At 66.0% G+C, this 18,836-nt stretch carries 19 protein-coding genes; 11 read left to right on the top strand and 8 right to left on the bottom strand.

Features of this window, described 5'->3' with window-relative positions; translation table 11 throughout:
- Positions 1–9: 9 nt before the first annotated feature.
- Genes ABD050_RS23730 through ABD050_RS23750 form a run of 5 tightly spaced genes read left to right on the top strand, consistent with a single transcriptional unit; the run spans position 10 to position 4,040 of the window.
- Entirely contained in the window at positions 10–237 is a 228-nt protein-coding gene (locus tag ABD050_RS23730; RefSeq protein WP_343892009.1) for a twin transmembrane helix small protein, read from the top strand.
- A gap of 4 nt (positions 238–241) precedes the next feature.
- Entirely contained in the window at positions 242–826 is a 585-nt protein-coding gene (locus ABD050_RS23735; protein ID WP_343892032.1) for a cob(I)yrinic acid a,c-diamide adenosyltransferase, read from the top strand.
- Between the two features lie 45 nt (positions 827–871).
- On the top strand, positions 872–2,131 hold the full coding sequence (gene egtB / locus ABD050_RS23740) for an ergothioneine biosynthesis protein EgtB (protein ID WP_343892010.1): 1,260 nt from the start codon (positions 872–874) through the stop codon (positions 2,129–2,131).
- Position 2,132: 1 nt separating this feature from the next.
- On the top strand, positions 2,133–3,110 hold the full coding sequence (gene egtD, locus ABD050_RS23745; RefSeq protein WP_343892011.1) for an L-histidine N(alpha)-methyltransferase: 978 nt from the start codon (positions 2,133–2,135) through the stop codon (positions 3,108–3,110).
- A gap of 60 nt (positions 3,111–3,170) precedes the next feature.
- Positions 3,171–4,040 (top strand): 3-hydroxybutyryl-CoA dehydrogenase, encoded by an 870-nt coding sequence (locus ABD050_RS23750; protein ID WP_343892012.1) that lies wholly within the window; start codon positions 3,171–3,173, stop codon positions 4,038–4,040.
- A gap of 4 nt (positions 4,041–4,044) precedes the next feature.
- Here the strand turns inward: ABD050_RS23750 and ABD050_RS23755 are convergent, their stop codons facing one another.
- Together ABD050_RS23755 and ABD050_RS23760 are read right to left on the bottom strand one after the other, a co-directional pair.
- Positions 4,045–4,497: an SRPBCC family protein gene (locus ABD050_RS23755; RefSeq protein ID WP_343892013.1), complete on the bottom strand. Its 453-nt coding sequence runs from the start codon at positions 4,495–4,497 to the stop codon at positions 4,045–4,047.
- 5 nt (positions 4,498–4,502) lie between these two features.
- Complete coding sequence (locus ABD050_RS23760) at positions 4,503–5,090, bottom strand: NADPH-dependent FMN reductase (RefSeq protein ID WP_343892014.1); 588 nt, start codon at positions 5,088–5,090, stop codon at positions 4,503–4,505.
- Positions 5,091–5,289: 199 nt separating this feature from the next.
- On the opposite strand from ABD050_RS23760, the gene ABD050_RS23765 reads away from it, so the two are divergent.
- The 3 genes from ABD050_RS23765 to ABD050_RS23775 all read left to right on the top strand — a co-directional run bounded on the left by ABD050_RS23765 (position 5,290) and on the right by ABD050_RS23775 (position 9,439).
- A complete protein-coding gene (locus ABD050_RS23765) occupies positions 5,290–7,401 on the top strand; it encodes a transglycosylase domain-containing protein (RefSeq protein ID WP_343892015.1) in 2,112 nt (703 codons plus the stop codon).
- A gap of 44 nt (positions 7,402–7,445) precedes the next feature.
- Positions 7,446–8,447: a threonine aldolase family protein gene (locus ABD050_RS23770; protein ID WP_343892033.1), complete on the top strand. Its 1,002-nt coding sequence runs from the start codon at positions 7,446–7,448 to the stop codon at positions 8,445–8,447.
- Between the two features lie 74 nt (positions 8,448–8,521).
- Positions 8,522–9,439, top strand: a complete 918-nt coding sequence (locus tag ABD050_RS23775) for a DMT family transporter (RefSeq protein ID WP_343892016.1) — start codon at positions 8,522–8,524, stop codon at positions 9,437–9,439.
- Here the strand turns inward: ABD050_RS23775 and ABD050_RS23780 are convergent.
- From ABD050_RS23780 to ABD050_RS23790, 3 genes are read right to left on the bottom strand one after another with little or no spacing between them, the layout of a single operon-like run.
- Positions 9,352–10,185 (bottom strand): Rossmann-fold NAD(P)-binding domain-containing protein, encoded by an 834-nt coding sequence (locus tag ABD050_RS23780; protein ID WP_343892017.1) that lies wholly within the window; start codon positions 10,183–10,185, stop codon positions 9,352–9,354. The genes ABD050_RS23775 and ABD050_RS23780 overlap by 88 nt on opposite strands.
- Positions 10,185–11,468, bottom strand: coding sequence for a M48 family metallopeptidase (locus ABD050_RS23785; protein WP_343892018.1), 1,284 nt, complete (start codon positions 11,466–11,468; stop codon positions 10,185–10,187). Before ABD050_RS23785 ends, ABD050_RS23780 begins: the two co-directional genes overlap by 1 nt.
- Positions 11,469–11,500: 32 nt before the next feature.
- Entirely contained in the window at positions 11,501–13,147 is a 1,647-nt protein-coding gene (locus ABD050_RS23790) for a M28 family metallopeptidase (RefSeq protein ID WP_343892019.1), read from the bottom strand.
- 142 nt (positions 13,148–13,289) lie between these two features.
- On the opposite strand from ABD050_RS23790, the gene pepN reads away from it, so the two are divergent.
- Positions 13,290–15,884, top strand: a complete 2,595-nt coding sequence (pepN, locus tag ABD050_RS23795; protein WP_343892020.1) for an aminopeptidase N — start codon at positions 13,290–13,292, stop codon at positions 15,882–15,884.
- A gap of 401 nt (positions 15,885–16,285) precedes the next feature.
- On the opposite strand, the gene ABD050_RS23800 is transcribed toward pepN, so the two are convergent.
- Genes ABD050_RS23800 through ABD050_RS23810 form a run of 3 tightly spaced genes read right to left on the bottom strand, consistent with a single transcriptional unit; the run spans position 16,286 to position 18,055 of the window.
- Complete coding sequence (locus tag ABD050_RS23800; protein ID WP_343892021.1) at positions 16,286–17,023, bottom strand: DUF72 domain-containing protein; 738 nt, start codon at positions 17,021–17,023, stop codon at positions 16,286–16,288.
- Complete coding sequence (locus ABD050_RS23805) at positions 17,007–17,378, bottom strand: tRNA-binding protein (RefSeq protein WP_343892022.1); 372 nt, start codon at positions 17,376–17,378, stop codon at positions 17,007–17,009. The genes ABD050_RS23800 and ABD050_RS23805 overlap by 17 nt, the downstream gene beginning before the upstream one ends.
- Positions 17,378–18,055, bottom strand: a complete 678-nt coding sequence (locus ABD050_RS23810) for a glutathione S-transferase family protein (protein ID WP_343892023.1) — start codon at positions 18,053–18,055, stop codon at positions 17,378–17,380. Before ABD050_RS23810 ends, ABD050_RS23805 begins: the two co-directional genes overlap by 1 nt.
- A gap of 109 nt (positions 18,056–18,164) precedes the next feature.
- Between ABD050_RS23810 and ABD050_RS23815 the strand changes: the two genes are divergently transcribed.
- Both ABD050_RS23815 and ABD050_RS23820 read left to right on the top strand, forming a co-directional pair.
- A complete protein-coding gene (locus ABD050_RS23815) occupies positions 18,165–18,446 on the top strand; it encodes a type II toxin-antitoxin system VapB family antitoxin (protein WP_343892024.1) in 282 nt (93 codons plus the stop codon).
- Positions 18,443–18,835 (top strand): type II toxin-antitoxin system VapC family toxin, encoded by a 393-nt coding sequence (locus tag ABD050_RS23820; protein WP_343892025.1) that lies wholly within the window; start codon positions 18,443–18,445, stop codon positions 18,833–18,835. The genes ABD050_RS23815 and ABD050_RS23820 overlap by 4 nt, the downstream gene beginning before the upstream one ends.
- The last annotated feature ends 1 nt before the right edge of the window (position 18,836 follow it).

Genomic DNA, 18,836 nt, shown 5'->3' on the forward strand with positions numbered 1-18,836 from the left:
ATTGCGCAGATGACCTTCCTCTTCATCCTCCTCGTCGCAGCGATGATCGCGACCGTCGCCATGCTGGTGCGTGGCCTGGCGATCTTCCTGCTCAACGCAAGCAATGAAGTGAGGGGCGAGGGAGGACCGAGCGCCTCGGCGCTGAAATCGAACAAGGCGATGCAATATCGCATTTTCTTCCAGGCGATCGCGATCCTGATCGTCGTCGCGATCCTGTTCCTCGCCGGAAAGAACTGACCTCCTGGTCAAGCTCAACAAGATCTACACCCGCACCGGGGACGACGGCACCACCGGCCTCGTCGACGGTTCGCGCGTCGCCAAGGACGATCGGCGCATGGCGGCGATCGGCGATGTCGACGAAGCGAACAGTGCGATCGGTGTGGCAATTGCAGCGCTCGGGCCGGGCGAAATGGCGACCGCATTGACCCGGATCCAGAATGATCTGTTCGATCTCGGCGCCGATCTCGCCACGCCGGGCGACGACTTCGCCCCGTCGGAAATGACCCTCCGGATCGTCGCGGCGCAGGTGGCGCGGCTCGAAGCGGAGATTGACGCGATGAACGATCGCCTGAGCCCCTTGCGGAGCTTCATCCTGCCCGGCGGCAGCGCCGGCGCGGCGGCGCTTCACCTCGCACGGGCAATCACCCGCCGCGCCGAACGCAGCGCTGTGACGGCGACACAGACGACCCCTTTGAATCCGGCCGCGCTTTCCTATCTCAACCGCTTGTCGGACTATTTGTTCGTCGCCGCGCGTGCCGTGAACCAAAAAGGCACCGGCGACGTTTTGTGGGTGCCGGGCGCATCCCGGGGCGAAATCGGCCCCTAGCCCGGCTTGACTTTGATGGGCGCGTTCTGGAAAGAGGAGAACAGAATGCGAACAAAGCCCGAGCCTCAGCTGGACCGCAATGCGCTGGCGGCGCGCTTCGCCGGCGTTCGCGCGCTGACCGAGGCACTGGTCGCGCCGCTCTCCGATGCCGATTCAACCGTCCAGTCGATGGACGATGCCTCCCCTGCGAAATGGCATCTCGCGCACACCACCTGGTTCCTCGAAACCTTCATCCTGCGTGATTTCGTTGCCGGTTATGCGCTTCACGACGAGCGCTTCCCCTTCCTGTTCAACAGCTATTACGAGGCGGAAGGGCGGCGCCACAGCCGCGCGCGGCGCGGCATGGTGACGCGCCCGACACTCGACGAGGTTCTGGCGTACCGGGGGCATGTCGATGCGGCGCTGCTGGCGGCGCTGCCCGCGCTTCCCGCGGCGGCGCGGGAACTTGTGACGCTCGGCTGTCATCATGAGGAACAGCATCAGGAATTGCTGATCACTGACCTGCTCCATCTGATGGCGCAGAATCCGCTCGAACCGGCAGTCTGGCTTGCCGAGCGCAAGGTTCCGGTCGAGATGCCGGGGCCGATCGGCTGGATCGAGGGCGATGCCGAAGTCACCGAGGTCGGCTTTGGCGGCGACTGCTTTTCCTTCGATTGCGAGGGTCCGCGCCATGCGACCCTGTTGTCGCCGCATGCGATTGCCGACCGAACGATCACCAATGGCGAATGGGCCGCCTTCATTGCCGACGGCGGCTATGCCGAGCCGCGTCACTGGCTGTCCGACGGCTGGGCCTGGGTGAAGGCCGAAGGCATCGCGGCGCCGCTTTATTGGGAGCAGCAGGACGGCGCCTGGACCCGGTTCGGCCTTGACGGGCGCCGGCCGATCGATCCCGCGGCGCCGGTCACTCATGTCAGCTTCTACGAGGCCGACGCCTATGCGAGCTGGGCCGGTGTTCGCCTACCCACTGAGGCTGAATGGGAGGCAGCTGCCGCGGCGCATGATCCGCTCGGGGGCAATCAGCTCGATGCCGCCGGCGCGGTCGAGCCGCGGCCGGCGACGCACGGTCCGGCCTTTTTCGGTGATGTATGGGAATGGACCGGCAGCGCCTTCCGCCCCTATCCCGGCTTCAGGCCGATCGAGGGCGCGGTCGGCGAATATAATGGCAAGTTCATGAGCGGGCAGTTCGTGCTGCGCGGCGGCTCCTGTGCCACGCCGCGCGGCCATGTACGCGCGAGCTACCGCAATTTCTTCTATCCGCACCAGCGGTGGCAATTCACCGGCGTGCGCCTGGCGAAAGATCTCTGACATGCTCAAGCAGGAAATCGAGGACGGCGACGTCACCCTCGCCGATCCGATGTTTCGGTCCGATGTGCTGCGCGGCTTCGAAGTGCGGCCGCGGGCTATCCCGGCGCGCTGGTTCTATGACCGGCGCGGTTCGGAGCTGTTCGAGGCAATCACCGAGCTCCCCGAATATTACCCGACCCGCACCGAGACGGCGATCCTGCTTGCGGCATGCCCGGAGGTCGCGGCGCTGGCCGGCGAGGGCCGCGCCGTGGTCGAATTCGGATCGGGCTCCTCGACCAAGACCCCGATCCTGCTCCGCAGCGTCAAACCCGGTGCTTATGTGCCGATCGACATTTCGGGCGATTTCCTGCGCGAATCCTCGGCCGGGCTCGCGGCCGCCTTCCCTGGCCTGCCGGTGCTGCCGGTGGAGGCGGATTTCCTGCGCCCGATCGCCTTGCCGCCCCAGATCGCCGACACGCCCAAGCTCGGCTTCTTTCCCGGATCGACGATCGGCAACATGATCCCGCATTCGTCGGTCGACCTGCTGCGCGCGATGAAGGCATCGCTTGGCGAAGGATCGATGCTGCTGATCGGCATGGACCGGATCAAGGACGAGCAGCGGCTTGTCTCCGCCTATGACGACGCCCAGGGCGTGACGGCAGCGTTCAACCTCAACCTGCTCGAGCGCATCAACCGCGAGCTGGGCGCGACGATCCCGACCCATGCCTTCCGCCACCGTGCGATCTGGAACGACGATCGCGCGCGGATCGAGATGCACCTCGAGGCGCGCGAGGATATCGAGTTCGCCATTGAGGGCAGGCCGTTCGCCATGGCGGCCGGCGAGACGATCCATACCGAGAACAGCCACAAATATGGCAGCCGCGACGGCCGCATCCTGCTTCGCGCCGGCGGCTGGACGCCGATTGCCGAATGGACTGATCCCGAAGGCCTGTTCGCGGTGATCCTGGCCGAAGCGCAGCCGGCGCGATTCGCACCCTGAGCTCTGGCGGCACCGCGAAAAACCGCTAAAGCCCGCCCATTCCAGCTGAAGGGACGAGCAATGCAATCAGTCGGCGTGATCGGGGCGGGGCAGATGGGCGCGGGAATCGCGCAGGTCTCGGCGCAGGCGGGCTTTCACGTGCTGCTGACCGACGTCTCGAAGGAACGTGCCGAGGCAGGCAAGGCGGGAATCGCCAAGGCGCTCGACCGGCTGGTGACCAAGGAAAAGATCGGCCCCGAAGCGCGCGACCAGGCGCTGGCGCGGATCGAGCCGATCGACGGCGTCCAGGGCATGTCCTCCTGCGGCCTCGTGATCGAGGCGGCGACCGAGCGCGAGGAAATCAAGCGATCGATCTTCGCTGACGTGGGGAAGGTACTCGGGGCTCGGGCGGTGCTCGCCTCCAACACCTCATCGATCCCGATCACCCGGCTCGCCCAGGCATCGCCCGACCCGAAGCGGTTCGTCGGCGTGCATTTCTTCAATCCGGTGCCGGTGATGGGCTTGATCGAGCTGATTCGCGGGCTCGCGACCTCGGACGAGACGGTGATGCTGGTCGAGGATTATGCGAAGGCGCTCGGCAAGCAGGTCGTCCGTGCCAATGATGCGCCGGGCTTCATCGTCAACCGCGTGCTCATGCCGATGCTCAACGAGGCCTGCTTCGCGCTCGGCGAAGGGGTGGCGACGATCCGCGATATCGACCTCGCCTGTCAGCTCGGCCTGAACCATCCGATGGGGCCGCTGACGCTGGCCGATTTCATCGGGCTCGACACCTGCCTAGAGATCACCCGGGTGCTGTTCGAGGGAACGGGTGATCCCAAATTCCGGCCGGCGCCCGTGCTGGTGAAATATGTCGAGGCGGGCTGGTACGGGCGCAAGACCGGCCGGGGTTTCTACGACTATTCGGGCGACGAGCCGGTACCGACGCGGTAACCGCTCAGGCAGCGAGCGCCTCGAGCCATTTCTGGTGCCAGCGCTCCATCCGGTTCGGGAAAATCAGCCGGCCCGAACGCGCGACCAGGCCGTGCTGGGTCTCCTCGGTCAGGATCGTGCAGCCCGAAGCGGTCGGGGTGATCAGCCAGGCGTGATAGGCCTGGACGCCGATCCCCGTCGCCAGCCAGGCAATTCGGGTTTCGGGCACGAACTCCTTCACTTCCGATTCGAGCGCGATGCCGAAGGTCTTCCAGGTGAAGCGCGCGCCCGCGAACAGGTCTCCGCCGCCCTCGACCTTCACATGGCTGGCGTTTGCGTAGATCGTGGGCCAGCCGTTCGCATGGACAAGGCGGGCCCAGACGATATCGGGCGGGGTCGCGGTATCGATCCGATTGATGACATGAACCGGAGACACGGCGGGTTCGAAACCGCGCGGCCACCGAATCGCGTCATCCATGGCGGTCATCCATTCTGGACAAGCGGCGCGAAGCGCGCGACCTGGCGACCGATCAGCCTGAGTTGCTCTAGCACAGCAGGATCGCTGCTGCCGCCCTCGTCATCGAACTTGGTGAGCTGGGTGTTGATCGCCGCGGCGAACGGCGTCGGCCAGCCGCGGAGCGCATGGACGATCGAGCGGAGTGCGGCGATCGTGCTGCCGGTCGCCTGCCAGCCATAAGCGGTCGCGATCAGCCCGACCGGCATGTCGGCGAGATAAGGCCGCGCCTCGTCGCGCGCTGTTTCCTCGAGCAGATCGAGCGCGTTCTTGACCACGCCTGAAATGCTGCCGTGATAGCCGGGGCTGGCGATGATCAGCGCCGACGCCTGGCGGATCGTATCGACGAATTCACGCTCCTGCTCGGTGCGTTCGGTTGCTCTCGGATCATAGAGCGGCAGCCGCGCCATGTCGGCGCCACCGAACATCCGGGTGCGGAAGCCCTGTGTGCGCGCAGCATCGAGCGCGATCCTGAGCGCCCGCTCGGTCGACGAAATGCCGCCGATCGTACCGCCGATCCCAACGACAAGCGGCAGTTCGGTGGGGGCGTCGCTCATCCGGATTCCTCTGCGCGCGCAGATATGCGCCCGGCCGGGATAGCGGTTGCTACCGGCCGCCTCAATGGCCCTGATCGGCGCGGCCCTCGCAAGCGCCGCCGCCTGCTGCTAGGAGGCATGATGGCACATGCTTGCGATCACTGTGCTATTGTGCTAATACACCAAAGGGCGGCGAAACCGGGGCTGGACTGAAAAGACGATGCGTCCCTATCCCTTCGATCCAGCCGCCATGCCTGGCGCTTCGGGCCCGCTCGAATTGACCGAAGGCCTGCCGCCGCCGGGCGGCTATGGCCGCTACGCGAGCGATTATCCGGATTATCACGACGCGCCCGAACCCTATGCGACCAACCTGCCGGTCGTTCAGCGGCCGCGGCGCTGGCGTTGGGTCATGCGCGGCCTGGGGGCGCTCATCCTGCTGTTCGTGCTCGCGGTCGGCTGGCTCGCGGTCACTGCGCCCTTGTCGCAATCGCTGAAACCGCTGACGCCGCCGAGCATCACCCTGCTCGCCGAGGACGGCACCCCGATCGCGCGGCGCGGCGCGATCATCGACAAGCCGGTCGATGCCGCGAAACTGCCCAAGAACGTCACCAACGCCTTCCTCGCCATCGAGGACAGGCGCTTCCGTTCGCATTGGGGAATCGATCCGCGCGGCATCGCCCGCGCATTCTTCCACAACATGACGTCCGGCCGGCTCCATGAGGGCGGCAGCACGATCACCCAGCAGCTCGCCAAGAACAGCTTCCTCGATTCGGACCGGACCGCTGCGCGCAAGATTCGCGAAGTGATGATCGCCTTCTGGCTCGAGGCATGGCTGTCGAAGGACGAAATCCTCTCGCGCTATCTGTCGAATGTCTATTTCGGCGACAATGTCTATGGCCTGCGCGCAGCGGCGAAGCATTATTTCAACCGCGCGCCCGAGAAGCTCTCGATCGGCCAGGCAGCGATGCTCGCCGGCCTGGTCAAGGCGCCGTCGCGGCTCGCGCCCACCGTCAATCTGAAGGGTGCGCGCGACCGGCAGAAGCTGGTGGTCGGCGCGATGGCCGAAGCCGGGTTCATCGACAAGGCGACCGCGGCGCACGTGTCGCCGGCCCGGCTGGCGGTCGACCCGATCAGGCCGCTGCCCGACGGCACCTATTTCGCTGACTGGGTGCTCCCCGAAGCGCGCGACCGGGCGGGCGAGATCGTCACCGAAACGACCGTCAAGACGACGCTCGACCGGCGCCTGCAAAAGGCCGCCGAGCGCGCGGTGAAGCATGCCGGGCTGCGCCAGGCGCAGATCGCGATGGTCGCGATGCGCCCGGACGGGCGGGTCGTCGCGATGGTCGGCGGCAAATCCTATGCCGACAGCCCCTTCAACCGCGCGACCCAGGCGCGGCGACAGCCGGGATCAGCCTTCAAGCTGTTCGTCTATCTCGCCGCGATGCGCGCCGGGATGACGCCCGATTCGATGATCGATGACGAACCGATCACGATCGGCGACTGGTCGCCGAAGAACAGCGACGGGCGTTATCAGGGGCAGATCACCCTGCGCCAGGCCTTCGCCAAATCGAGCAATGTCGCAGCGGCCCGGCTGATCCAGAAAGTCGGGGTGAGCAAGGTGATCGAGGCAGCGCGCGATCTCGGCATTTCGACCCCGATCCCCAGCGAGGCGACGATCGCGCTCGGCACCTCGACCGTGTCGCTGCTCGAACTGACATCGGCCTATGCAGCGATTGCCAATGAATCCTATCCGGTCAGCGCGCGTGGCCTCGAAGAGCTGCACGACCAGAGCTGGTACGAGAATCTGACCCAGCGCTCACACCCCCTGACCGGGCAGATCCGCGACGAGATGCTCGATCTGCTCTCGGCTTCGGCTGAGACCGGCACGGGCCGACAGGCAGCCTTGTCAGTCGATACTTTCGGCAAGACCGGCACGACCCAGGACAATCGCGACGCGTTGTTCCTCGGCTTCGCGAACGGGCTGGTCTGCGGCGTGTGGGTCGGGAATGACGACAACAGCCCCAATCCCGGCCTGTCGGGCGGCGGGATCCCCGCGCGGGTGTGGCGCGATTTCATGCAGCAGGCGCTCGGCGTCGGCCCCAAGGTCGCGCCCGAACCGGTGATCGACAATCCGGCCGACCCCGACAATATGATCGACCCCGATGCCGGGCCGGCGCCCTCGCTCGAGGGCGCGATCGAGGGGCTTGGCCTCAACCTCCATATCGGTCGCGACGGCAGCATCGACATCAGGCCGACTCGCCACGACGACCCATCGACGCCCCCGCGTCGCGATGACCGCGCACCGCCGCGCGAGAGCGACGACCAGCAATAGGGTTCGAGTTGACGCGCGCGCGCCTGCGCAGCAAGGCGCTGGGCATGCGCTTCTTCTCCGACAACGCCGCCCCCGTGCATCCCGCCGTGCTCGCCGCGCTGGCCGATGCCAATGTCCTCGATACAGCCTATGACGGCGATGCCTGGAGCAAGCAGCTCGACGGGCGCTTCTCCGACCTGTTCGATGCCGATGTGCGGGCGCTCTGGGTACCGTCGGGCACGTCGGCCAATTGCCTCGCGCTTGCTGCCTTGTGCCCGCCGCATGGTGCCATCATCTGCCACCGCGACGCGCATATCCAGAATGACGAGTGCGGCGCGCCCGAATTCTACACCCACGGCGCCAAGCTGCTGCTCGCCGAGGGGCCGGGCGCCAAGCTGACACCAGGCGCGATCCAGGGGGTGCTCGATGCGACCCGCAACGATGTCCATCAGGTCCAGCCGCACGCGATCTCGATCACCAACGCGACTGAATATGGGCTCGTCTATACGCCGGCCGAGGTCGCCGCGATCGGCGATCTCGCCCGCGCGCGCGGCCTCGGACTGCACATGGACGGGGCGCGTTTCGCCAACGCGATCGCGCATCTCGAGTGCGCGCCGGCCGACGTCACCTGGCGCGCCGGGGTCGACGCGCTGAGCTTCGGTTTCGTCAAGAATGGCGGGATGAGCGCTGAATGCCTGATCTTCTTCAGGCCCGAGCTGGCCGACGCGACGCTGTATCGCCGTAAGCGTGCGGGGTTGTTGCTGTCGAAGGGGCGCTACCTCGCAGCCCAGATTCTCGCGATGCTCGACAATGACCTGTGGATCGAAAATGCGCGCACCGCCAATGCCGGCGCAACGATGCTCGCCGAGGCGGCTGGCGACCGGCTCGTCAATCCCGTCGAGGCGAACGAGGTGTTCCTCCGCGTCTCGCCGGAGGAAGCCGCAAGGCTGCGTGCGCTCGGCTTCGATTTCTACGATTGGGGCCCAGGCGAAGCGCGGCTGGTGATTTCGTGGAACCAGCATGCTGAGTCGATCGCGCCGCTCGCGCGGGCGATCGCACGGCTTTGATCATAGGCAGAGCTTATCAACTGACAAGGAAATCGCGGTTCCCGTCACGCCCGGCCGGGCGCTAAGGCACGGCGATGAGCGATCAGCCACCCCCGCAATCGAGCCGCCTCGCGGTACTGATCCCGTTCGGGATCGTGACCCTGATCTGGGGCTCGACCTGGATCGTCATTCGCGGCCAGCTCGATACGGTGCCGCTCGGCTGGTCAGTGAGCTACCGTTTCCTGGTCGGCGGCCTCACCATGCTCGCTTATGCGACGATCCGGGGCGAGCGGGTCTCGCTCGATGCGCGCGGCTGGCGCTTCGTGGCAGCGCTTGCGCTCACCCAATTCTGCCTCAACTTCAATTTCGTCTACCGCGCCGAGACCTATATCACCTCGGGGCTGGTGGCGGTGGTGTTCGCGTTGCTGCTGGTGCCCAATGCGGTGCTGGGACGGATCTTCCTCGGCCAGCGGCTCGGCGCCCAGTTGATCCTTGGATGCACGGTTGCGATGGCCGGCATCGCTCTGCTGTTCCTGCACGAGGCGAGGTCCGATCCGCACGGGCCGCGCGCGGCGCTGACCGGGATCGGCGTGACGTTGCTCGGCGTACTCTCGGCATCGAGCGCCAATGTGCTGCAGGGCACCGAGACCGCGCGGCGCTATGCCATGGCGCCGACGCTCGCGGTCGCGATGCTGATCGGCTCGGCCATGGACGCGGTCATCGCCTGGACGCTGAGCGGACCGCCGGTGATCGACACGAGTCCGGCCTATCTGTTCGGCCTCGCCTATCTCGGCATCTTCGCCTCGGCGCTTGCCTTCACGCTCTATTTCGGCGTGCTCCGGATCATCGGGCCGGCCAAGGCGGCCTATTCAAGCGTGATTGTGCCGGTGATCGCGATGCTGCTTTCGACCATCTTCGAAGGCTATCACTGGTCAGTGCTGGCGGGCGCCGGCGCGGTGCTGACCGGGATCGGGCTGGTCATCGCGCTGAGGGCGCGCAGGCCGGCGCGATAGTCGGGAAAGAACGGCCTCCAGCCGAGGACGCGCCTGGCCTTGCCGTTCGCGACCCGGCGGTTCTCGGCGTAGAAAGCGCGCGCCATCGGCGACAGGCTGTCGAGCGGCACGAAGGGTGGCGGATCGCGGCCGAGCAGCCGCGCGGCGAAGTCGACGACCGCATTCTGGCTCGCGGGCATATCGTCCGACAGGTTGTAGGCGCCCGGCGGCGCGTCGAAACCGGCGATCACGCCCGAGACGATGTCGTCGACATGGACGCGGCTGAACACCTGCCCCGGCTGATCGATCCGGTGCGCGCGGCCCTGGGCCACGCGATCGAGCGGCGAGCGGCCGGGCCCGTAAATGCCCGGGAGCCTGAAGACCCGAGCGCCGGCCGCCAGCCAGGCCGAGTCGGCCGCCGCGCGGGCGCTCCTGCGGCCGCCGCCGATAGGGGCACTCTCGTCGACCCAGGCGCCGCCGGTGTCCCCATAGACGCCGGTTGAGGAAAGATAGCCGACCCATGCGCCGCTGGCTGCGAGCGCCGCGCCGTAGCGATCGAGCACTGGATCGGCCTCGCCATCGGGCGGCACCGAGGAGAGAATATGGGTGGCGGCCGCGATCGCCAGCCGAACCGCGGCCTCATCGCCAAAGGCGAGCGTGCCGGGCCGGCCGTCGCGGCTCGTACCCGTGACCAGCCACCCCTTGTCCAGCCGCGCGACGAGCGCGCCCGTCGTGTAGCCGAGGCCGAAGATCAGCAGGCGCGGCATTATTTCGCGTCGAGCTTGATATCGGGCTTCACCATCGTCGCGCCGGGCACATGATCCTTCTTCCACTGCATCGCCATCCGCACCCGGGTGGCGCCCGAGGGATGATCGAAGAACAAGGCCTCCTCGATCGGGCCGGGCTCGATCTTGCGATATTCGGACAGCCGCATCGCGATCTTGGCGAAGCCGTCCGGCTCGCGGGCAGCGTCGAGGCCGAAGGCGTCCGCCTGGCTCTCGGCGGTGCGGACGATCAGATTCTGGATCGGGGTCAGCACGAGCGAGGCGATCGCCGCTATCAGCGCGAGCACCGGCGTCGCCGCCGGATCGGCAATGTCGCGCACGCCCCAGCGCGGATTGCGCGCGATGACCGCCGGCGCGACCCGGTAGATGATTCCGAAAACCACGATGAAGACGAGGGCGAACAACAGGATCATGCGCACGACATGGCCGAGCACATAATGACCCATCTCATGGCCCATCACCGCAGCGACTTCGTCGGGACCGGTGCGGTTGAGGAGATTGTCGTTGAGCGAGATGCGGATCGTCGGCCCGAGCCCCGAGACATTCGCCGAAATCCGCTTCGACTGTTTCGAGGCATCGAACAGATAGACGTGCTCGGCGGGAATGTGATTGGCCGCAGCCATCGCAACGATGCGATCGCGGATCGGGCCGGCGGGAAGCTCGGTATAGCTATTGAACATCGGGGCAATCAGCGGCCCGAGCAGGGCGCCGAACGCGAACAGGCCGGTCATCACGCCGGCGCCCCAGAGCCACCATGTCCGCCGGAAGCCGCGGATCACCGCGAACAGGGCCGTGAGGAGGATCGCGTTGGCGACGATCGAAATCCCGAGGCTCTTGCCCTGATCGACCAGCCATGCGCCGAAGCTCTGGCTCATCAGGCCATAATGCTGTTCGCGGAGGAAATCGGTGTAGATCGTCCAGGGCAGGAAGATCAGCGTCGAGGCAATGACGAAGGGCAGCGCATAGGCCGCGGGGACAAGCCAGCGCCATTTGACGATCCGCTCGGCCCGGTCGCGAAAGCGCGCCGAGAGTCCGGTGCGCAGCAGGACGACATAGCCCAGGACCGCGACCACTGCGTTCCACAGGATCAGCCAATAGCCGCCCTCGAAATAGGCGTCTGATCTGGCGCGGGCGGGGCCCTGGAGCAGATCGAGATAGGCGCGGGTTGCCGTTTCGACATCGAAATGCGGGTTGGTTGCCGCAAAGGCGGTCGCCGGCAGCAGCAACGCCGCCCCGGCGAGGCCGTACAAGATCTTCCTGCCCATATGCTCTCCCCCCTTAGCCGCCGGCCGTTTTGCTATCGTGCCCCATACCCATTGTAGAGCGTCCCGAAGAAATCGCCCTTGTTCCAGCGCGGGCGCGCATCGCCATCGGCGATTTCGCGCGCGATCGCGTAATTCGCGTCGACGAAGCGGATGCCCTGGCTCCAGTCGATCGGCAGCGACACCTCGTCCGAGGGCTGGTGATAATGATGCGCGAGGAAGTCCTCGAACGCCGCCTTGCCAGGGCCGGCCTGGCCCGGCCAGAGGAACACCGAGGGAATGCCCTTGCGCACGAAGTTGTAATGGTCCGATCGGACGAAGAAGCTCTCCATCGGATCCGGATCGGGCGACAGGGTGACGCCGAGCGAGGCGACCGCCTTGGCGACGATCGGCCCCAAGGTAGAGCGGTCGGCGCCGAACACGGTCATGTCCTCGAACCGGTAGGTCAGGATCGGCATGTCGAGATTCACGTCAGCGACGATCCGGTCGATCGGCACTGTCGGATGGGCGGCGAAATAGCTCGAGCCGACCAGCCCCTTCTCCTCGGCGGTGACGGCGAGGAACATCACGCTGCGGCGCGGCGGCTTGCCCGAGAGCTTGAAGCGCCGAGCCTCCTCGATGAGCGACGCGATGCCGACCGCATTGTCCTCGGCGCCATTATAGATCGCATCGCCATTGACCGGCGTGCCGACGCCGAGATGATCGAGATGCGCTGACAGGATGACGGTTTCAGGCCCGAGCTTCGGATCGCTGCCCGGGATGATGCCGGCGACATTGCTGCTCGCGCCCGGCTGAAACGCAGTCCTCAGCGCGACGGTCAGGCTGCCGGGCAATTGCTCCGCCTTGAACTCGGCATCGTCGACCGAGGCGTGTTTGGCGATCGCCGTCCAGGCCATCTCGGCGCCCGCGAAGAGCTTGGCCGCGCCCTTGTCGCTCAGCGTGGCGAGCTGGGGCACGCCGGCAACCTCGCCGGTACCGTCGGGACGGGCCCAGGTGGTACGGGCACGATCCCACCCCGGCCCTGCATCGGCCAGGCCGCGCTGCAGCAGGATCGCGCCGACGGCGCCACGCGCTTCAGCGATGACCGCCTTGGTGCCGGCGCTCGCGAAATGGGCGCGCTCCTCGCTTTGGTAACCGCGCGGCGCGCCGCCGAAATAGGCGACGATCTTGCCCTTCACATCGACGCCGGCATAATCGTTGCGCTTATACTGCGGCGCGACGATGCCGTAGCCGACGAACACCACCGGCGCGTCGAGCGCCGTCTCAGTCTTGCCGGCATTCGCGCCGGGCACATAATCCTCGCCGAACACCAGCCGCTGCGGCGCGGCATCCTTGCGCGACAGGACGAGATCGCCCTTGTCGGCGGCGTGATAGGTGACGAGCGGCACCTTTTGCAGATAGCCGCCATCGTCACCCGCCGGTCTGAGCCCGGCCGCATAGAATTGCGCCGCGACATATTGAGCGGCGATGTCGAATTCCGGACTTCCCGCCTCGCGACCGCGCATCGCATCCGAGGCGAGGAACATCACATGGGCTTTCATCGCCGCCTGATCATCGGGAAGCGGGGCGTTGACGATCGCGTTGATCGCGGCCGGATCATTGGCTTGACCAGCTGGCGCGGCATGGGCGAACGCAGTCGCGGCGGCGCTCGCCAGCATGAGCGCGCCGATCGATCGAAACATGGCTTTTCCTTTGCCCAGCCGCATTGCCGGTGGCGTAGCACCCTCGCTGGCGCGGGCACAATCCGAGGCGATCCGGCCGGGCACATCCGCAACGGGGCGATTTCGGTGGCACAGGCGGGAAGCGGCCCTTACATCCGCCGACATGCTCGACGTTCAGACCGCCGCCCATCCGCACGTCACCCGCCGCGAGGATTATCGTCCTCCCGACTGGCTGGTGCCCGAGATCGCGCTCGATTTCGATCTCGATCCGGCGGCGACGCGGGTGAAGGCGACATTGCACGTGATCCGCGAGAGCGCGCATGACGAGCCGATCAGGCTCGATGGCGGCGGGCAGGTGCCGATCACCGTCATGGTCGACGGCACTCCGATCAATGACTGGCGGATCGAGGATGAGACGCTGGTGATTCCGCTGTCGGGATCGGCGCATACCATCGAGACCGAGGTCGAGGTCGCGCCCGAGCGCAATACCCAGCTGATGGGGCTCTATGCCTCGGGCGGCAATCTCTGCACCCAGTGCGAGGCCGAGGGCTTTCGCCGCATCACCTTCTTCCCTGACCGGCCCGATGTGCTCAGCCGCTACAAGGTGCGGATGACGGCCGACAAGGCGCGCTTCCCGGTGCTGCTCGCCAATGGCGATCCGGTCGACTCGGGCACGCTCGGCGATGGGCGGCATTGGGCGGAGTGGCACGATCCCTTCCCCAAGCCCTGCTACCTGTTCGCGATGGTCGCGGGCGACCTGGTCGCCAATCGCGCGACCTTCGTCACCGGATCGGGGCGCGAAGTGGCCCTCGGCATCTGGGTCCGCGCCGGCGACCTCAGCAAGACCGACCATGCGCTCGAGGCGCTCAAGACCGCGATGGCCTGGGACGAGCGGGTCTATGGCCGCGAATATGATCTCGATGTGTTCAACATCGTCGCGGTCGACGATTTCAACTTCGGCGCGATGGAGAACAAGGGCCTCAACATCTTCAATTCGCGCTATGTGCTGGCCGATCCCGACACGGCGACCGATTATGATTTCGACGCGATCGCAGCCGTCGTCGCGCATGAATATTTCCACAACTGGTCGGGCAACCGGGTCACCTGCCGCGACTGGTTCCAGCTTTCGCTGAAAGAGGGCTTCACTGTCTTTCGCGACCAGAGCTTTTCCGCCGACCAGGGCTCCGCCGCTGTCAAGCGGATCGAGGATGTACGGGGCCTGCGCGCCGCGCAATTCCCCGAGGATGCCGGGCCGCTCGCGCATCCGATCCGCCCGGACGCCTATCAGGAGATCTCCAACTTCTACACGGCGACGATCTACAACAAGGGCGCCGAGGTCATCCGGATGATGGCGACGATGCTGGGGCCGAAGCGATTCCGCGCCGCCACCGACCTTTATTTCGAGCGCTTCGACGGCACCGCCGCCACCTGCGAGGATTTCGTCGCCTGCATGGAGGAAGCGGGCGGGATCGACCTTGGCCAGTTCCGCCTCTGGTACAGCCAGGCCGGCACGCCGCGGGTTACCGCGTCGATCGAGCACGACGCCGGCAGCGGGCGCGCCGTGCTGACCCTGTCGCAGCGCACGCTGCCGACGCCGGGCGAACCCGACAAGGCGCCGATGGTGCTGCCGCTGAGACTCAAGCTGTTCGGCGCCGAAACAGCGAAGCCGATCGGCCCCGAGCAATTGGTCATCCTGACCGGTGCCGAGGAGCGGATCAGCTTCGAGACCGTCACCCAGCGACCGGTGCTCTCGATCAACCGCGGCTTTTCAGCGCCGGTGATCGTCGAGACCGACCGGACCGCCGCCGACCTCGCCTTCCTCTCGGCGCATGACGATGATCCGTTCGCGCGCTACGAGGCGATGCAGCAACTGATGCTCGACACGCTGGTCGCCGGTGCCAATCAGGGCCGGGCCAATCACCAGGCAGTGATCGACGCGATCGTCAACACCCTCGACGACCCGCAACTCGACCGCGCCTTTGTCGCGGAGGCAGTGCTGCTGCCGTCGGAAAGCTTCATCGGCGACCAGATGCCGGTGGTCGATCCCGAGGCGATCTTCACGGCACGCGAGGCGTTGCGCCGCGATATCGGCCATGCGCTCGATGCCAGGTGGCGGGCCGAATATGATGCGGCAAGCGCCACCCGTTTCGAATATTCGCCGCTCGCCAAGGGCCTGCGCCGGCTGCGGACGGTGGCGCTCGGCTATATCGCCGCGAATGGCGGCGACGAGGCGGCCGCGCTTGCCTTCGCGCAGTTCGAAGCGGCGGACAATATGACTGATCGCCAGGGCGCGCTGACCACGCTCGTCAATGGCGCGTCAGACCGGCGGATCGCTGCGCTCGACATCTTCTACAACCGCTATTCGGACAATGCGCTCGTCCTCGACAAATGGTTCTCGACCCAGGCGCTGTCGTCGCGCGACGACACGCTGGCGACGGTGCAGGAGCTTGCCGGGCACCGCGACTTCACGCTGGCCAACCCCAATCGCGCCCGGGCGCTGGTCGGTGCGTTCAGCGTCAACCAGCGCGCCTTTCATTCCGGCAACGGCGCCGGCTATCGCTTCGTCACCGACCAGCTGATCGCGCTCGACAAGCTCAATCCGCAGACCGCCGCCAAGCTGATCCCGCCGCTTGGCCGCTGGCGCCGTTTCGACGCGGCGCGCGGCGACCTGATGCGGGCCGAACTGGAGCGGATCGTCGGGACGCCGGGCCTGTCCAAGGATATGTTCGAGCAGGCATCGAAGAGCCTCGAGGGCTGACCGGACGCGCGCGGCGAAGCGACCGCGACAGGCACGCATAAGATCAGCCGCTTTTCGCTGTTCCGGCCTGGTTACAGGGAAAGAACAGGGAAAGCGATTTTTTCTTTCCCTGTTCCGGTAAATTTTCTTTTACTACCAGTGCCTTATACTTTCCCTGTTATTGAGATAACAGGGAAAGTCGTCGCGCCGAACAGGGAAAGCCCCACCCGTAACAGCGAAAGCATGTGCCCGAACAGGAACGAGACCAGCGCTGACTGTTCAACTGTCATGTGAAAGAGCGAGCCGGGTTTGCGCCCATGCGGTTCACACTGTGCACCGATTCGGGCTGTTGTTGAATCGAGCTGGCTCGGCGGCTCCAGAGCGCCGCCCTGCCATCGTCGAGGAGTCGGGCCGAGACGGCGTCAGGTCGCCGTGACACGATCGAGCATGTCGAGCGCGTTGTGGAGCGCGGCGCCGGTGGTCGTGTTGTCGTAGATAGTCCAGCTTTCCACCGTCGAGCCGCGGGCCGCATCGGCGTAACGGGCAATCGCTGCCGCATCATAGGGCGACCGGTACATGTGCGGCGATCCGTGCAGGCGGGTGTAACGCAGGCCAGGCCAGCCGCCTGGCTGCGCTGCCTCCGGAACCGGGGCAGGATCGGCGGCGACGCGGGAGACGCGGTGGGCAACCAGCAGCGCAGTCGCATCGGGTGCGAACCAGGTCGGATGTCGCGGTTCGCAGACGATCGCCTTGCCGAGCATCGTGGCGGCACGGTCGAAGAAGGCTGCGGCCAGGATGGGGTGGAAAGCGAAGCTCGGCGGCAGCTGGACCAGGAGAGGGCCACGCTTGTCGCCCAGATGGGCGACCTCGCCGGCAAAGCGGGCGAGCAGGTCGTCGCAATTGGCCAGGCGGCGTTCGTGGCTGATCGCCTTGGGCAGCTTGACCGCGAAGCGAAAGCCGGTCGGCACGCTTGCCGCCCAGCGTGCATAAGTGTCGGGCCGGTGCGGGCGATGGAAACTGGAGTTGATCTCGACCGCGTTGAACAGCGCCGCATAGCGCTCGAGATGGCTGCCCCCCTGCGGAAAGCGCTCGCCAATTCCCTTGGTGAGCGACCAGCCGGCGGTTCCGATCCTGATCCCGGGGTTAGAAGAGCCTGCCACCATCGGGAACGGGAACGCTCGGGCCGATCAAAACGACCCGGCCCTCGGCATCGGGAAAGCCGAGCGTCAGCACCTCGGACATCATCGGGCCGATCTGGCGCGGCGGGAAATTGACGACCGCGGCCACCTGCCGGCCGGGCAGATCCTCAAGCGTGTAATGCTCGGTGATCTGGGCCGAGGAGCGCTTGATGCCGATCACCGGGCCGAAATCGATCACCAGCCGGTAGGCCGGCTTGCGCGCCTCGGGAAAGGGCAGCGCCTCGACGATCGTGCCGATGCGGATATCGACGGCGAGGAAATCGTCGAAGCCGATCGTGGCTGCCTCAGCCGCATGGGGATCGGGCACCTTATGCATCAGAAGTCGAAATCCACATCGTCATAGGATTTGGGCGGCGAAATGCCTTCCATCCGTTCGGACAGCAAGGGCCTGAAGCTCGGCCGGCTCTTGAAGCCGCGATACCAGCGCGCGGTCTGCTCATGGCCCTTCCAGTCGACCCCGCCGAGATAATCGGCAACCGAGATCTGCGCCGCCGCGGCGAGATCAGCGAGGCTCATCGTCGCGCCGGCCATCCAGTTGTGATGATCGAGCAGATAATCAGTATAGTCGAGGTGGCGCTCGGCCGCCTTCATTGCCTCGCGGAGCACCTTGGCATCGGGCGAGGCCTTGGTGACGAGGCGCTTCATCATCCGTTCGCTGAGCAAGGGCGCAGTGACGTCCTGAAAGAATTGAGCATCGAACCAGGCGACCAGCCGCCTGATCCCGGCGCGGTTGACCGCAGTGCCGTTGATCATCGCCGCCTTGTCGACCGTCTCCTCGAGATACTCGCAGATCGCCATCGAATCCATCAGGAGGATGTTGCGGGTCGGATCGGCCATCACCGGCACCTGGCCGGTCGGGTTCATGTCGAGGAATTCGTCACGCCGGTCCCAAGGGGATTCGCGGACGAGTTCATAGCCGACGCCCTTTTCGCCGAGCAGGAGCCTGACTTTCCGGGAAAAGGGGCACAGGGGGAATTGGTAAAGCTGCCACATGGCGCCGTGTTAGTTCGGCTTGGCTGGCTGGGGAAGGCGTGACGGCGCGATTGCGCCGAAGCCAGAATGATTATATAAAAATCTCGAATATTATGGATCGAGGCCGTCAATGGGACTGAGCATCAAGCATGGCGAGATCGAGCGCATGATTCGTCAGCTCGCCAACAAACGGCAGAGCAGCATGGTGCAGGCAATCGGCGTAGCGGTGCGCCGCGAGCTCGAGCGCGAAGGCATGACACCTTTGACGGACGAGGAAGTGGCGCGCCGGATCGCGACCGTTCGCGCGCTTCAGGACCGAATCGCGCGCGACGGCATCGACCGGTCGCGGAATGAGGACGACATCCTCGGCTATGATCGCGACGGCATAACCGAGCAGCCTTATCTTTCGTGATTGTCGTCGATAGCTCGGCGATCGTGGCGATCGCGCTCGACGAGCCCGAAGCCGAAAAATTCCTGCACGTCATGATCGGAACACCGACCGTCATCGGCGCACCGACACTGCTCGAAACCCGGATCCTCCTGGCAGGGCGCGGCGTGCGCGATCCCATGGACGCAACGACGATCATCCTCGATGCATCACAAACGAAGGTCATCGCGTTCGACCAGGCGCTTGCCGACCACGCCCTCTCCGCTTTCCTCCGCTTCGGCAAAGGGAGACACCCCGCCGCGCTCAACTATGGCGACTGCATGGCGTATGCGCTGGCCCGAAGCCTGAATGCGCCGCTGCTCTTCAAGGGTGCCGACTTCGCGCTGACCGATCTGGTGGCGGCTGCCCCCTGAC

Source organism: Sphingomonas oligophenolica (genome assembly GCF_039522915.1).
In the GTDB taxonomy this organism is placed as follows: Bacteria; Pseudomonadota; Alphaproteobacteria; order Sphingomonadales; family Sphingomonadaceae; genus Sphingomonas; species Sphingomonas oligophenolica.